This is a genomic window from Massilia yuzhufengensis (assembly GCF_900112225.1).
Taxonomy (GTDB): Bacteria; Pseudomonadota; Gammaproteobacteria; order Burkholderiales; family Burkholderiaceae_D; genus Telluria; species Telluria yuzhufengensis.
The window spans coordinates 92973-107069 of record NZ_FOLD01000003.1; the positions used below are offsets into that span (position 1 = coordinate 92973).

Annotated in this window: 9 protein-coding genes; 4 read left to right on the forward strand and 5 right to left on the reverse strand. The window is 67.8% G+C overall.

Annotated elements, in window-relative coordinates; translation table 11 throughout:
* Positions 1–5: 5 nt before the first annotated feature.
* The 4 genes from nirB to BM031_RS03970 are packed head-to-tail and all read left to right on the forward strand — an operon-like array spanning position 6 to position 6818.
* Positions 6–2540: a nitrite reductase large subunit NirB gene (gene nirB, locus BM031_RS03955; RefSeq protein WP_091871442.1), complete on the forward strand. Its 2535-nt coding sequence runs from the start codon at positions 6–8 to the stop codon at positions 2538–2540.
* Positions 2541–2563: 23 nt separating this feature from the next.
* Positions 2564–2911 carry a nitrite reductase small subunit NirD gene (gene nirD, locus BM031_RS03960; protein WP_091871445.1) on the forward strand — a complete coding sequence of 116 codons (348 nt, stop codon included), beginning with the start codon at positions 2564–2566 and terminating at the stop codon, positions 2909–2911.
* On the forward strand, positions 2896–4119 hold the full coding sequence (locus BM031_RS03965) for an NAD(P)/FAD-dependent oxidoreductase (protein WP_091871448.1): 1224 nt from the start codon (positions 2896–2898) through the stop codon (positions 4117–4119). Before nirD ends, BM031_RS03965 begins: the two co-directional genes overlap by 16 nt.
* A complete protein-coding gene (locus BM031_RS03970; RefSeq protein WP_091871451.1) occupies positions 4119–6818 on the forward strand; it encodes a nitrate reductase in 2700 nt (899 codons plus the stop codon). The genes BM031_RS03965 and BM031_RS03970 overlap by 1 nt, the downstream gene beginning before the upstream one ends.
* Before the next feature lie 138 nt (positions 6819–6956).
* On the opposite strand, the gene BM031_RS03975 is transcribed toward BM031_RS03970, so the two are convergent.
* The 5 genes from BM031_RS03975 to BM031_RS03995 all read right to left on the reverse strand — a co-directional run bounded on the left by BM031_RS03975 (position 6957) and on the right by BM031_RS03995 (position 14045).
* Positions 6957–7904: a hypothetical protein gene (locus BM031_RS03975; protein WP_091871453.1), complete on the reverse strand. Its 948-nt coding sequence runs from the start codon at positions 7902–7904 to the stop codon at positions 6957–6959.
* 3 nt (positions 7905–7907) lie between these two features.
* Positions 7908–8657, reverse strand: coding sequence for a DUF6345 domain-containing protein (locus BM031_RS03980; protein WP_091871456.1), 750 nt, complete (start codon positions 8655–8657; stop codon positions 7908–7910).
* A gap of 128 nt (positions 8658–8785) precedes the next feature.
* Positions 8786–9484 (reverse strand): dienelactone hydrolase family protein, encoded by a 699-nt coding sequence (locus BM031_RS03985; RefSeq protein ID WP_091871458.1) that lies wholly within the window; start codon positions 9482–9484, stop codon positions 8786–8788.
* Positions 9485–9586: 102 nt separating this feature from the next.
* Positions 9587–12424 carry a M16 family metallopeptidase gene (locus BM031_RS03990; RefSeq protein WP_218147558.1) on the reverse strand — a complete coding sequence of 946 codons (2838 nt, stop codon included), beginning with the start codon at positions 12422–12424 and terminating at the stop codon, positions 9587–9589.
* Positions 12425–12545: 121 nt separating this feature from the next.
* Positions 12546–14045 (reverse strand): argininosuccinate lyase, encoded by a 1500-nt coding sequence (locus tag BM031_RS03995; RefSeq protein WP_091871461.1) that lies wholly within the window; start codon positions 14043–14045, stop codon positions 12546–12548.
* Positions 14046–14097 lie beyond the last annotated feature (52 nt).

The window sequence follows — 14097 nt, forward strand, 5'->3', positions numbered from 1 at the left end:
CAATCATGCATATCGTCGTCGTCGGCCACGGAATGGTGGGCCATAAATTTGTCGAAACCCTGGCAGCGAGCGGGAATCCGGATGTCCGCGTCACGATCCTGGGCGAGGAACCGCGGCCGGCCTATGACCGGGTCCACCTGTCGGAGTTCTTCGCCGGGAAAAGCGCGGACGACCTGTCGCTGGTCGCGCCGGGCTTCTTCGAGCGCGACAAGCTCGACCTGCGCCTGAACGCTCGCGTGGCCGGGATCGACCGCGCCGCGCGCACGGTCACGCTGGCCGATGGCGGCAAGCTCGCCTACGACAAGCTGGTGCTGGCCACCGGCTCCTACCCGTTCGTGCCGCCGGTGCCGGGCGCGGATCGCCAGGACTGCTTCGTCTACCGCACCATCGAAGACCTGGAGAAGATGGCCGAGTGCGGGGCACGCTCGCGCACCGGCGTCGTGATCGGCGGCGGCCTGCTGGGCCTCGAGTGCGCCAAGGCGCTGCGCGACCTCGGCCTGCAGACCCACGTGGTGGAGTTCGCGCCACGCCTGATGGCGGTGCAGGTCGATGAGCCGGGCGCGCGCGTGCTGCGCAACAAGATCGAAGAACTGGGCGTGCAGGTGCACACGCAAAAGAACACGCTGGCCATCGTCGACGGCGAGGCCGCCACCCACCGCATGCAGTTCGCCGACGGCAGCTTCCTGGAAGCCGACATGATCGTGTTCTCGGCCGGCATCCGCCCGCGCGACGAACTGGCGCGTGGCACCGGCCTGGCCCTTGGCGCGCGCGGCGGCATCGCCATCGACGACAAGTGCCTCACCTCCGACCCGCACATCTACGCGGTGGGCGAATGCGCTTGTTGGGGCGGCCAGCTGTTTGGCCTGGTGGCGCCGGGCTACGACATGGCGCGCACGGCAGCCAAGCACATCCTGAACAGCGAGGCCGCCTTCACCGGCGCCGACATGAGCACCAAGCTCAAACTGATGGGCGTGGACGTGGCCAGCATCGGCGACGCGCATGGCGCGCTGCCTGGTTCGCGCAGCTACCAGTTCCTGGACGAGCGCAAGCAGGAATACCGCAAGATCGTCGTGTCCGAATGCGGCAAGTACCTCACCGGCGCGGTGCTGGTCGGCGACGCCTCGAGTTACGGCACGCTGCTGCAGATGATGCTCAACAAGCTGGAACTGCCGGCAGCGCCGGAATTCCTGATCCTGCCGCAAGGCGAGAGCGCGGTGCGCCCGATGCTGGGCGTCGACGCGCTGCCGGCCAGCGCCCAGATCTGCTCCTGCAACGACGTGTCGAAAGGCGCGCTGTGCGAGGCGGTGGCCGGTGGCGCCGGAACGGTGGGCGCGCTGAAGAGCTGCACCACGGCCGGCACCGCCTGCGGCGGCTGCGTGCCCCTGGTGACCCAGGTGATGAACGCCGAGCTGACCCGCCTGGGCGTGGCGGTGAACGACCACCTGTGCGAACACTTCGCCTGCTCGCGCCAGGAGCTCTACCACATCGTGCGGGTCGAAGGCATCAAGAGTTTCGGCGAACTGATCGCGCGCCACGGCAAGGGCCTGGGCTGCGACATCTGCAAGCCGGTGGCGGCCAACATTTTGGCGTCGGCATGGAACGACTTCGTGCTGAAACCCGAACACGCCAGCCTGCAGGACTCGAACGACTACTTCCTGGGCAACATCCAGAAGGACGGCACCTACTCGGTGGTGCCGCGCATGCCCGGCGGCGAAGTGACGGCCGACGGCCTGATCGCGGTGGGGCAGGTGGCCAAGAAGTACGGCCTGTATACCAAGATCACGGGCGGGGCCCGCGTCGACCTGTTCGGTGCGCGCATGGAGCAGCTGCCGAATATCTGGGAAGAGCTGATCGCGGCCGGTTTCGAATCGGGCCACGCCTACGGCAAGTCGCTGCGCACCGTGAAGTCCTGCGTTGGCTCGACCTGGTGCCGCTATGGCGTGGGCGACAGCCTGGCCTTCGCGATCGCGCTGGAAAACCGCTACAAGGGCCTGCGCGCGCCGCACAAGATCAAGTTCGGCGTCTCCGGCTGCACCCGCGAATGCGCCGAGGCCCAGGGCAAGGACGTCGGCCTGATCGCCACCGAAAAAGGCTGGAACCTCTACGTGTGCGGCAACGGCGGCATGAAGCCGCGCCACGCCGAACTGATCGCCTCAGGCCTGGACGACGCCACCGTGGTCAAGCTGATTGACCGCTTCCTGATGTTCTACGTGCGCACCGCCGGCCGCCTGCAGCGCACCAGCGTCTGGCGCGACAACCTCGAGGGCGGGCTCGATTACCTGAAGCAGGTCGTCATCGACGACAAGCTGGGAATCGGCGACGAACTCGAAGCGCAGATGCAGCACGTGGTCGACACCTATGCCTGCGAATGGAAGGAAGCCGTCACCAATCCGGCGGTGCGCCAGCGCTTCCGCCACTTCGTCAACAGCGAAGCGAAGGACGACAACGTGGTCTTCGTGCCCGAGCGCGGGCAGATCCGCCCGGCCCGGCTGGAAGAACGCCGCCCGCGCGTGATCCCGATCGCCGCCAGCGCGGCCTGAACCACCTACCCCTGGAGAACGCCATGCACCGAGACCTTCAATTGGACAACTGGATCGCCGTCTGCGGCATCGACGAGATCGTGCCCGACACCGGCGTCTGCGCGCTGCTGAACGGGCGCCAGGTGGCCGTGTTCCGCATCGGCGCCGAGGAGCCGCGCGTATTCGCCATCGATAACTTCGACCCGAATGCGCAAGCGGCCGTGCTCTCGCGCGGCCTGGTCGGCAGCATTGGCGAGCGCATCGTGGTGGCCTCGCCCATCTACAAGCAGCATTTCGACCTCGGTAGCGGCGAATGCCTGGAAGCGCCGCAGCACTCGGTGGCAAGCTATCCGGCCCGTGTGGAAGGAGGAAAGGTATGGATCGCTCCGTAAAGCAGCAGCTGGTCGTGGTCGGCAACGGCATGGCCGGCATGCGCACCGTGGAAGAGCTGCTCAAGCTCGATCCCGGCATGTACGACATCACCGTGTTCGGCCTTGAACCGCGCGTGAACTACAACCGCATCCTGCTCTCGCCGGTGCTGGCCGGCGACAAGCAGGCCGACGACATCGTGCTGCATACCCGCGCCTGGTATGAAGATAACGGCATTACCCTGCATGCGGGCGACCCGGTGGTGGCGATCGACCGCACCCGGCGCCTGGTGCGTTCGCGCGCCGGGCTGGAAGTGGCCTACGACCGGCTGCTGCTGGCCACCGGCTCCACCCCCTTCATCGTGCCGGTGCCGGGCGCCCAGCTCGCGGGCGTGGTGGGCTTTCGCGACCTCGACGACGTCGACGTCATGTTGGCGGCGGCGCGCTGCGGCGGCAGCGCGGTCGTGATCGGTGGCGGCCTGCTCGGCCTGGAAGCGGCCAACGGCCTGCTGCGCCAGGGCATGGACGTCACGGTGGTGCACCTGACGAGCAGCCTGATGAACCAGCAGCTCGACCCGCCGGCGGCGCTGCTGCTGAAAGCGGCGCTGGAACGGCGCGGCCTGCGCATCCTGCTCGGCGTCCAGACCGAAGCCATCCTGGGCGCGGAGCGGGTGGAGCGGGTGCGCTTCACCGACGGCCTGGAAGTGGCGGCCGACCTGGTGGTGATGGCGGCCGGCGTGCGCCCCAACGTGGGGCTGGCGCGCGAAGCGGGCCTGCATGTGGAGCGCGCCATCGTGGTCGACGACACCCTGCAGACCTATGATCCGCGCGTGTACGCGGTGGGCGAATGCGTGCAGCACCGCAAGGCCACCTTCGGCCTGGTGGCGCCGATCTGGGACCAGGCGCGCGTGTGCGCGGCCCACCTGGCCGGGCTCGGGCACCGCCGCTACGTGCAGCAGGCCACCGCCACCAAGCTGAAAGTGACCGGCATCGACCTGTACTCGGCCGGCGACATCGTGGGCCTGGCCGGCAGCGAAGACCTGGTGCTGCGCGACCGCCATGCGGGCGTGTACAAGCGCCTGGTGCTCGCCGATGGCCGCATCACCGGCGCCGTGCTGTACGGCGACGTGTCGGACGGCCCCTGGTATTTCGACCTGATCCAGCGCGGCACCGATATCTCGGCCATCCGCGACCGCCTGCTGTTCGGGCCGGCATTGTGCGAGGCCGCGTGATGGGGGCTTCGATCATCCCCATCGCCGCCGCCGTGCGCACCACCTGTCCGTATTGCGGCGTCGGCTGCGGCGTCAAGGCGACCCCGATGGCCGACGGCGCCCTGATCGAGGGCGACCCGGACCACATGGCGAGCCGCGGCCGCCTGTGCGTCAAGGGTTCGGCGCTGGGCGAGACGCTTGGCCTGGACGGACGCCTGTTGCGGCCCGCCATCCGCGAGGGCGGCCACCTGCGCGATGCCGGCTGGGACGAGGCGATCGGCACCGTCGCGTCGCGCTTCGCCGCCATCATCGCCGAACACGGGCCCGATGCGGTGGCCATGTATGTCTCCGGCCAGCTGCTGACCGAGGATTACTACGTCGCCAACAAGTTCATGAAGGGCTACGTCGGCAGCGCCAACATCGACACCAACTCGCGCCTGTGCATGTCATCAAGCGTGGCCGGCCACAAGCGCGCCTTCGGCGAAGACCTGGTGCCAGGCTGCTATGAGGACTTCGAGCTGGCCGACATGATCGTGCTGGTCGGCTCCAACACGGCCTGGTGCCACCCGACGCTGTTCCAGCGCATCACCCGTGCCAAGGAACTGCGGCCCTCCTTGCGCATCGTCGCCATCGACCCGCGCCGCACCGCCACCTGCGAACTGGCCGACCTGCACCTGCCGGTCAAGGCCGGCACCGACGTCTGGCTGTTCAATGGCCTGCTGAGTTACCTGGCACGCCATGGGGCGGCCAATGAAGCCTTCGTGGCCGCCCACACGGCCGGCCTCGACGCGGCGCTACTGGAGGCGGACGGCTGCGCCGACATCGATGTTGTCGCGCGTACCTGCGGCATCGACCCACGCAAGCTCCTCGAATTCTATGAAGCCTTTGCCGCCACCGGCAAGGTGGTTACCGCCTTCTCCCAGGGCGTGAACCAGTCGTCCGCCGGCACGGACAAGGTCAACAGCATCATCAACTGCCACCTGCTCACGGGACGCATCGGCCAGCCGGGCATGGGGCCGTTCTCGCTGACCGGGCAGCCGAACGCAATGGGAGGCCGCGAAGTGGGCGGCCTGGCCAATATGCTGGCGGCCCACCTCGAGCTCGACCAGCCCGCGCATCGCGAAGCCGTGCGCGGCTTCTGGGATGCGCCGCGCATCGCCGACAAGCCGGGCCTGAAGGCGGTCGACCTGTTCCGCGCCATCGAGGCAGGCACGGTCAAGGCGGTGTGGATCATGGCCACCAACCCGGTGGTCAGCCTGCCGGACGCCGACCAGGTGAAACGCGCGCTGGCGCGCTGCGAGCTGGTGGTCGTGTCGGACGTGAGCGGCGCCACCGACACCGCCGCGTTTGGCCACGTGCTGCTGCCGGCGCTGGGCTGGGGCGAGAAGGACGGCACGGTCACCAATTCGGAACGCTGCATCTCGCGCCAGCGCGGCTTCCTGCCTTCGCCCGGTGAGGCGCGCGCCGACTGGGAGGCGATCTGCCAGGTCGCCCAGCGCATGGGTTTCCAGGGCTTCGACTACGAAGGCGCGCACGAGATCTTCGACGAGCACGCCCGCCTGTCGGCCTGGAAGAGCAGCGAGGCCGAACTGGCGCGGGCGTTCCGCCTCGATGGCCTGGTGGGCATGGGGCGCGAAGCCTACGATGCGCTTGAGCCCGTGCAATGGCCCGTGCTGCGGGGCCGCGAAGGCACGCCGCGCCTGTTTGGCGATGGCCGCTTTTCCCACCCCGGCGGCAAGGCGCGCTTTGTGACGACCGCGCCGCGCGCTCCGGTGCACAAGACCGGCGGCGAATTCCCGCTGGCGCTCAACACCGGTCGACTGCGCGACCAGTGGCACACCATGACGCGCACCGGCAAGTCGCCGCGCCTGGCCGGGCACTCGCCCGAGCCCTTCGTCGACCTGCACCCGCACGACGCGCTGCTGGCCGGCGTGAAGGAAGGGGAGCTGGCCCGCGTCTCCAGCCGCTGGGGCGCCGTGGTGGCGCGGGTGGCGCACAGCGGCGGCATCGCGCGCGGCGCGGCCTTCGTGCCGATCCACTGGAACGGCCAGACCGCGTCGGATGCGCGGGTCGGGGCGGTGGTCAACCCGGAAGTCGATCCGGTCTCGGGCGAGCCCGAATTCAAGCACACGCCGGTGCGGGTGGAACCCTTCGGCGTGGCCTGGCACGGCTTCGTGCTCAGCCGCGACGAGCTGGACCTGGAGGCGGTGGCCAACTGGACGCGCGTCTGCGGCGCCGGCTTCGTGCGCTACGAACTGGCCGGGCGCGAAGCGGTGACGCCCGAGCGTGCCAGGGCGCTGCTGCGCGCCACCGAAGAATCCGAGTGGATCGAATACGAGGACAAGACCGAAGGCATGCTGCGCTGCGCCCTGCTGGTCGATGGGCGTTTGCAGGCGTGTTTGTTCATGGCGCGCCGGCCGGACCTGCCGTCGCGGGCCTGGCTGGGCAGCCTGTTTGCGGAAGGCGTGCTCTCGGTGAAGGACCGCGCGACCCTGCTCGCGGGGCGCGCGCCGGCGCAGGGAGCGGATCCGGGGCCGACCGTGTGCTCGTGCTTTGGCGTGGGGCGCAATACGATCTGCAAGGCGATCGCCGAGCATGGCTTGACGGATGCGGCGGGGGTGACGGCCTGCGTACGGGCGGGGGGGAATTGCGGGTCTTGTTTACCGGAGATCAGGCAGTTGCTGGTGGTGGTGCGCGAAAGCCTGAGCGTGGCCCACTAGCAGTGAATCCGTCGCACCGGCGAAGGCCGGTGCCCAAGTTTGCGTGCGTAGTGACTGCGTTTGAACTCAGTGGGTACGCAACGACATTAGGTACCGGCCTTCGCCGGTACGACGGTTTTTCGGCTAACGGCCTAACGGTTACCGCAGGTTATCGTGACAGGCTTTCCCCGCCGTCGCGCGTGACCGCGCCGCTACCTGGCTGGTCCCGAACAGCGGCAGCTCCTGGTAGGCGCGCTCGGTGGCCGGCACGGCGAACACATAGCCTTGGCTCTCGAGCCGGTGCCTGACCTGTACCTGCGCCACGTAGACCGGCGCCAGCACGCGCTGGGCCTTGCGCTTGCCCAGGTCCAGGTAGCCGAAGCGCAGTGCATCGACCTGCACGGCGTCGGCCGGCAGCCTTTCCTTGGCGTTGCCCAGCACGCTCAGGAGGTTGCGCGCGATCTGCTGCGCGCCGGCTTCAGGCGAGGTGACGATGGCGCTGTCGAGCGTTTCCGCGATACCGGGGCGGATCCTGACCTGCAGCGCATCGAGCTGGTTCTCTCCCGCCAGCGTGACGGCCACCGAGGCCGCGCCCAGCACCGGCACGCCGTCGATCGCGTGGCGCCAGGCGCCGGTGGCGCGGAACAGCACTGGCTCGGCCACCCGCCCGTTCGGGTCCGCCCCTTGGGCTTTCGACAGCCACAGGCGCTCGAAGGCGAGGGCGCCGCCGTCGCCCGCCCATTCGCTCACTTTCAGGCGCGCGGCAGCCTCGGTGACGAGGCGGGTAAGTACCTCGCGTTCCTCGACGCGGGCGAAAGGCGCTTCCAGCGGTGCGATACCGGCACTGAACTGCAGCGCGCCGGAGGCGTGGTAGATGACGGCGCGGGCGCCGCCGGGGAGCTGCACCACGCTGCGGTCGTCGCGGGTGCTAAAGCTGGCGTGGTCGCGCGAGCAGGCGTCCGTCTCGCGCAGCAGCGAGATGAAGCGCGTCGCGCGCGCCCGCACGTCGTCCTGGGTGAACTGGCGCAGCACCAGCACGTCGGCGCGGCCGGGCAGTCCGTTCGGGCAGGAGGCCACCAGGCTGTCGATCAAGGCTTGTTCGTTCATGATTCAACCCTCCGTCCAGTACCACAGGATGCAGGCCTGCTGGGCCGGCGCCAGGTCCGCGTCCACGTTGCCGTGTCCCCACAGGTGGTCGCGGTTCAGGTAGGAGCGGTTCCACTGGATGTTCCCGCCGTTCCAGGTGGCGGCGTCGCCCACGCAGACCGTGATCGGATGGTTGTCCACCCACCAGTCGGACACGCCGTTGTGCCAGGCCGCATGCACGGTATCGCCGTCCGTCAGGTTGTCGGCCACGTCCTCGCCGCATTCGTCGGTGGTGATGCCGTCCCACATGGTGTCCCAGGCGCCGCAGTAGATGTGCAGGCGCGCAAAGATGTTCCACAGTCCGGCGACGCGGTCGCGATTCACGGTGTCGCAGGAATAGGCCATCACCCATTCGCTGTTCCAGTCCTCGCCCAGCTGCCAGCGGTTGGACCAGGTGCGCCATTCGGTCTGGGCGGTGTCGTAGAGCATGCGCGCGCGGCCGTCCGCTTCGTGGCCGCCGTGGGTCTCGAGCCAGAACAGGTCGACGTCGTCGACCCAGTTGCGGTCGTCGCCGCCCTGGTCGGTGTCGCGGATGTCGGTTTCCCAGCAGTCGGTATTGGCCCAGTAGAAGGCGCGGGTGTGGCCGGATCCGCGCAGCTTCGCATCGAACCCGTTACTTCGGTTGAAGGTGTAGGTGAGGTCTCCAGCGGTGCTCACGCCTGCGGCGCGTGCATGACTGAAGTAGCGGATTGCTTCGACGCCGAATCTTGCCATGGCAAACTCCTTTCCCTATCGGAAGCTAGGCCGCCGGTCCGTAGCGGACGCGGCGGGTGGTAGCAAGCGATACAGTAGGCCTGGCGGGAAGGTGCCGGACTGTCGTGGATCAGAGGCGGTGCGTAATCCTAGCGCAGGGTGCGCGCGAAGAAAGCTTCGGTGCGGCCGGCGGCGAGCTTGGCGGCCGCATCGTCGTAATGATTGCCGCCCGGACGCGCGAACGCATGGTTGCAGCCGGGATAGGAGTACAGCTCGACCTTGTCCTTGCCCTCGAGCGCGGCGCGGATCTTCGCCTGTGCATCCTTGCTGATGAACTCGTCTTCTTCGGCCAGGTGATAGAGCAGGGGCGCGCCGATATTCTCGGCTTCCTCGAGGTAGCCGTCGGTGCCGCCGCCGTAGTAGGCGGCGAAGGCGTCGGCGTCGGTGCGGGCAGCGCTCAGGTAGGTCATCAAGCCGCCCAGGCAATAGCCGGTGACGCCGACCTTGCCGTTGGCGTCCTGCAAGCCGCGCGCCGCGTTGATCGTCAGGGCAATGTCCTCGACGCCCTTGTCGCGGTCATAGGCCTGGTACAGGGCAAAGGCCTTGGTCCAGTCGCCTTCCTTCGCTTCCGACAGGTAGACCCCGGGCTCGATGCGCCAGAACAGGTCGGGGCAGACGGCGATATAGCCCTTGGCCGCCCAGTCGGCGGCGATGCTGCGGATGCCATCGTTCACGCCGAAGATTTCCTGCAGCACGATGACGACGGGGTGAGGTCCTGGGGTGGTGGGGCGGGCGACGTGGCAGGCGAAGCCGCCATCGGGCGTGGCCACGGTGAGTTGTTCGGTCATGGGCATCCTTTCGAGATAAGTGGGACGATCCTGCTGCGTCATCATAAAGGCAAAAGGGGCGCGCATCATCGACGCGCGCCCCCTTCGTGCGGTGCTTTTCGCTTACTTGTTGATCAGCACCGGCTCACCGAAGCCCAGTTCCTTCATGCGCGGCAGCTGGGTCTTGGCGTCGCCCACCACCAGCCACACCATCTTCGACGGGTCCAGGTACTTCTGCGACAAGCTGCGGACCTGCGGCAGGGTCATCGACTTGACGATCTGTTCGCGCTCCTTGACGTAGTCGGCGCGCCAGCCGTATTTGCTGATGTTATCCAGCATGTCGAGCTTGGCGCCGGCCGTCTCGAAGGCGCGCGCATTGCTCTTGACCAGGAAGTTGCGGGTGGTCTCCAGGTCCGCTTCCGAGTAGGTGGCCGGGTAGTCTTGCAGGATCTGTTTCACCAGCTGGGTCGATTCCAGCGTGACATTGCTGCGCACGCCGGAGCCGATCGTGAATGGTCCCGCGACCCGGGTGCCCGAGAAGTTCGAGTTGATGCCGTAGGTGTAGCCCTTGCCTTCTCGCAGTTGCTGGGTCAGGCGGGAAGCGAAGCCGCCGCCGCCCAGGATGTAGTTGGCGACCGCAGCCGGGTAGAAGTCGGCATCCGTCACCGCCAGCGCCGGGTAGCCGATCTGCAGCACCGACTGCTTCGCATCCGGGATGTCGACGAAATAGACCTTGGCGGCGAGCGGGGTGGTGCTGGCTGCGGTCGCTGCCGGCAGGCTGACCGGCTTGGCTTTCCACGCTTGGCCGAGCTTGGCGAGCGAGGTCTCGACCGCCGCTTTCGGCAGCGCGCCGACCACGTGCATGCGGGCGACCGAGGGCGACAGGTTGGCGCCGTAGAAGCGCTTCAGGTCGTCGATGCCGATCGCATTCACGGTCTCGGCGGTGCCGAGGATGTTGCGCGAGCGGATGGCGTCGTTGCCGTAGATGAGCTTGCGGTAGTTGTTGCTGGCCACCGCGTTCGGATCGGCGTCCATCTGGCGAATCTGGCTCAGCACGCTTTGCTTGATCAGGGCGAATTCCTTCTCGTCCCAGCGCGGCTGCAGCAGGATTTCCTGCACCAGGTCCAGGGTCGCCTGGTAATTTCGCGCCAGGGTGGTCACGCTGATGCGGATGTCTTCGGTGCGCGCCGTCACCGCGATGGCGGCGCCCAGTTGCTGGATCGCTTCTTCCAATTCCTGCGGCGTCTTGGTGGCGGTGCCCTGCGTCATCATGCGCGCCGTCAGGTTGGCCACGCCGACCTTGTCGAGCGTGTCCTGCAGCTGGCCGCCGTCGATGGCGATATCGAACTGCACCAGCGGCACCTCATTGTTGACGATGCCGTGCACCCGCATGCCGTTGGCCAGCGTGCTGGTCCACACCGGTGGCGTCTTGACGGCGAGCGCGGCGCCGTAGGCCGGCTCCTTGCTGCGGTCGATCTTCGACGGCGACTTGGTGTACTCGGCGTTCGCGCTCGGGTCCACCGCCGCTTCCGCGCCCTGCACCAGCTTCTCTTCGACCACTTCGGCCTTGGCGGAACCGCTCAACGCCAGCGCCAGCTTGCCTTTCGGGACGAAACTGGTGGCCACATAAGGCTTGCCCTTGATATAGCGGTCGTACACGCGGCGCACGTCGGCCGGGGTGACGGCCAGGGTCTTCTTGATGCCTTCCTGGACATAGCCCGGGTTGCCGGTCAGGTAGTTGTATTCGGCCAGCAGGGCCGATTTGCCCAGCACGCTGGAAACCGAGCTGTAGAAGCGGGTTTCCAGGCCGGCCTTGATGCGGTTCAGGTCGCGTTCCGAGATGCCTTCCTTTTCAAACTTGGCGAAGGCCTGGTCGACCGCGCCGGCCACGTCGTCCAGCGGCTTGCCTTCGAAGGCGCGCACGGTCAGCACGAACTTGCCCGCCAGTTCGGCGGCATTGTTGCGGATCTGGACGCGCGGGGCCAGCTTGGTGTCTTCCACCAGCACCTGGTAGAAGGGCGCGCGCTTGGTCTGCGACAGGTATTCGGCCAGCACTTCGAGTGCATAGGAATCCGGGTGCAGGTCTTCCACGGTGGGCCAGGCCATGGTCAGTTCCGGCAACTTGGCGAAATTGTCTTCGTGGGCCAGCTTGACGGTCTGCTTCACCACGCCGGGACGCTTGGCCATCGACGCAATCTTCTCGCCGCGCTTGATCTCGGCAAAGTATTTCTCCACCCACTTGCGGGCCTGCACGGTGTCGAAATCGCCGGCGATGACCAGGGTGACATTGTTCGGCACGTACCACAGGCGGAAGAATTCCTTCACGTCGTCCAGGGTCGCGTTCTGCAGGTCGTCGAGCGAGCCGATCACCTGCCAGTTGTACGGGTGGTCGGCCGGGAACAGGGCCTTGTCGATGACGTAGCGGGTGTGGCCATAGGGCGCGTTGTCGACGCCCTGGCGCTTCTCGTTCTTGACGACTTGCTTTTCCTTGGCCAGCACCGGATCGGTGACGGTGTTGATGAACCAGCCCAGCTTGTCCGCCTCGGCCCAGATCATTTTTTCCAATGCATCCTTCGGCACCGTCTGCAGGTAGTTGGTGCGGTCGGTGGAGGTCGAGCCGTTGGCGCCCGAGCCGCCGATGCGCGCGCTCATCTTGTCCAGGCCGCCCTTGCCCAGGTTTTCCGATTCCAGGAACAGCAGGTGCTCGAACAGGTGGGCAAAGCCGGTACGGCCGGCCTTTTCGCGGGCCGAGCCCACGTGGGCGGTCAGGTTCACGGCCACCACCGGGTCGGAGCGGTCGACGTGGAAGATCACGTCCATGCCGTTGGGCAGGGTGAATTTCTGGAAGTCGACTTTCAGCGCGGTTTTCGCTGCGGCCGGGGCCGTCGCGGCCTGGGCGGGGACGATGGCGCTGGAGGCGAGCATGGCGGCCAGCAAGAGGGAAGACGGGAGACGCTGCATGGTTATCAAATCCTGGCAATAGAGAACGAACACGTGGCGCGGAGCGCGGTGCTCTGGATACTATTGCAATTTCCCGTTCGCTACAACGTCGGAACCGCTGCCGGTATGCGCGGCGGGTGCCTCAGCGCGCCAGCAAGGCGCCAAAGGCCTGGTCCAGCGCCGCCGCGCTGCGCTGCAGCCGTTCGCGCGCCTGCGCCGTCCACTGCCGGTCGCGCGCCAGTTCCTCCCTGGCGCTGCCCAGCATGCGCCGGACTTCCTCGGGCTGGGGGCCGCCGATGCCGACCCGGGTGCGCACCATGTTCTCGGCCGACAGCGCGCGCCGGAACGCCGCCTCGTCGAGCGGCAGCTTGACGTCGGCCAGCCCGTGGGCGCGGCCGGCCTCGGCGTAGATGCGTACCGCGTCGCGGTAGGGGAAAGTGGCGGGCGTGAACTGGTGCGCGCGTGCGTACAGCACGATCTCGGAAGCCACGTGGTGGCCGGTGCGGAACGGCACGCCGTGCTTGCGCTGCAGCGTTTCGGCCAGTTCCATCGAGGTGGTCCATTCGGCGTCGAGTTCCTCGCGCGCCCGCTTGGCGTCGACCCGCAGGGCGTCGAGCACGTCGGAGAAGCGCCGCATCATCTGCTGCCCCCGTTCGAACACCTTGCCGCCGCCCTCGTCCAGGCTGTTCGTGTAGTCGGCCATGCCCGACGGGACGTTGTGGGCGCGCAGCGTGACCATCTGCGCCGCCCCCACCACATCGGACGCCAGCGCGCGCGCATTCTGGATCATGCCGGGATTGGCCTTTTGCGGCATGGCGCTGCTGGTATAGGTCTTGCCAGGCGCCAGCAGCAGCCAGGGGCGGGCCTGGTGGTATTGCACGTGCACGTCCTGCATGAAGGCGCCGACCCGGATCGCGCTCGAGCCCAAGAGGTTGGCCGCCTCGATCGGCACGTCGTAGGCGCTGAGCTGGCCGGCGTCGTAGGCATTGACCACCAGGGCGTCGAAGCCGAGCAGCCCGGCCAGGCGCTGGCGGTCAAGCGGCCAGCTGGAGTTGGCCAGCACCGCGGTGCCCAGCGCGCTGCGGTTGACCCGGGCGTAGGCCTGGCGCAGCCGTTCGCTGTCGCGCGCGAACGAGTCGGCGAAGGCCAGCAGGTAGTGGGCATAGCTGGTCGGCATCGCCTGCACGCCATTGGTGTAGGCCGGCACCAGGGTGTCGACATTGTTCGCCGCGCTCTCGAGCAGGCGCGCGCGCACCGCCATCACCGCGTCGCCGAAGGCCAGCAGCTCGCTGCGCAGCTGGGCCGCGCGCAGCGTCGCATGCATGTCCTGGCGGCTGCGGCCCGAATGGATCAGGCTTGCCTCGGCGCCGGCCTGCTCGGTGATGAGCGCTTCGATCTGCAGCACGTCGGCGGGACGCTTGCCACCCGGCCGGGCGCCCTGGCTGATCGAATGGGCCACGCCGCGCGCCACCTTGCCCGCCAGTGCGGGCGGCACGATGCCCTGTTCGACCGTCATTACGGTCGAGGCCATGTTGATGCGGCCGACCCAGTAGAAGAAGTCCTGCGGCGCGGCGGCGCCGGCCGCCAGTGGGAGGCAGGCGAGGCATGCGGCGATGGCGAGGCGGGTCAGTGGCAAAGTCATGGTGTCCTGGGGCGACGTGGGTGTGGCAGCGAATATACTGCCCACGCATAGC

What these genes read in the sequence shown, in the direction of transcription:
- nirB (WP_091871442.1), top strand. Translation starts at nt 6, where the DNA reads ATGCATATCGTCGTCGTCGGCCACGGAATGGTGGGCCATAAATTTGTC.
- nirD (WP_091871445.1), top strand. Translation starts at nt 2,564, where the DNA reads ATGCACCGAGACCTTCAATTGGACAACTGGATCGCCGTCTGCGGCATC.
- BM031_RS03965 (WP_091871448.1), top strand. Translation starts at nt 2,896, where the DNA reads ATGGATCGCTCCGTAAAGCAGCAGCTGGTCGTGGTCGGCAACGGCATG.
- BM031_RS03970 (WP_091871451.1), top strand. Translation starts at nt 4,119, where the DNA reads ATGGGGGCTTCGATCATCCCCATCGCCGCCGCCGTGCGCACCACCTGT.
- BM031_RS03975 (WP_091871453.1), bottom strand. Translation starts at nt 7,904, where the DNA reads ATGAACGAACAAGCCTTGATCGACAGCCTGGTGGCCTCCTGCCCGAAC.
- BM031_RS03980 (WP_091871456.1), bottom strand. Translation starts at nt 8,657, where the DNA reads ATGGCAAGATTCGGCGTCGAAGCAATCCGCTACTTCAGTCATGCACGC.
- BM031_RS03985 (WP_091871458.1), bottom strand. Translation starts at nt 9,484, where the DNA reads ATGACCGAACAACTCACCGTGGCCACGCCCGATGGCGGCTTCGCCTGC.
- BM031_RS03990 (WP_218147558.1), bottom strand. Translation starts at nt 12,424, where the DNA reads ATGCAGCGTCTCCCGTCTTCCCTCTTGCTGGCCGCCATGCTCGCCTCC.
- BM031_RS03995 (WP_091871461.1), bottom strand. Translation starts at nt 14,045, where the DNA reads ATGACTTTGCCACTGACCCGCCTCGCCATCGCCGCATGCCTCGCCTGC.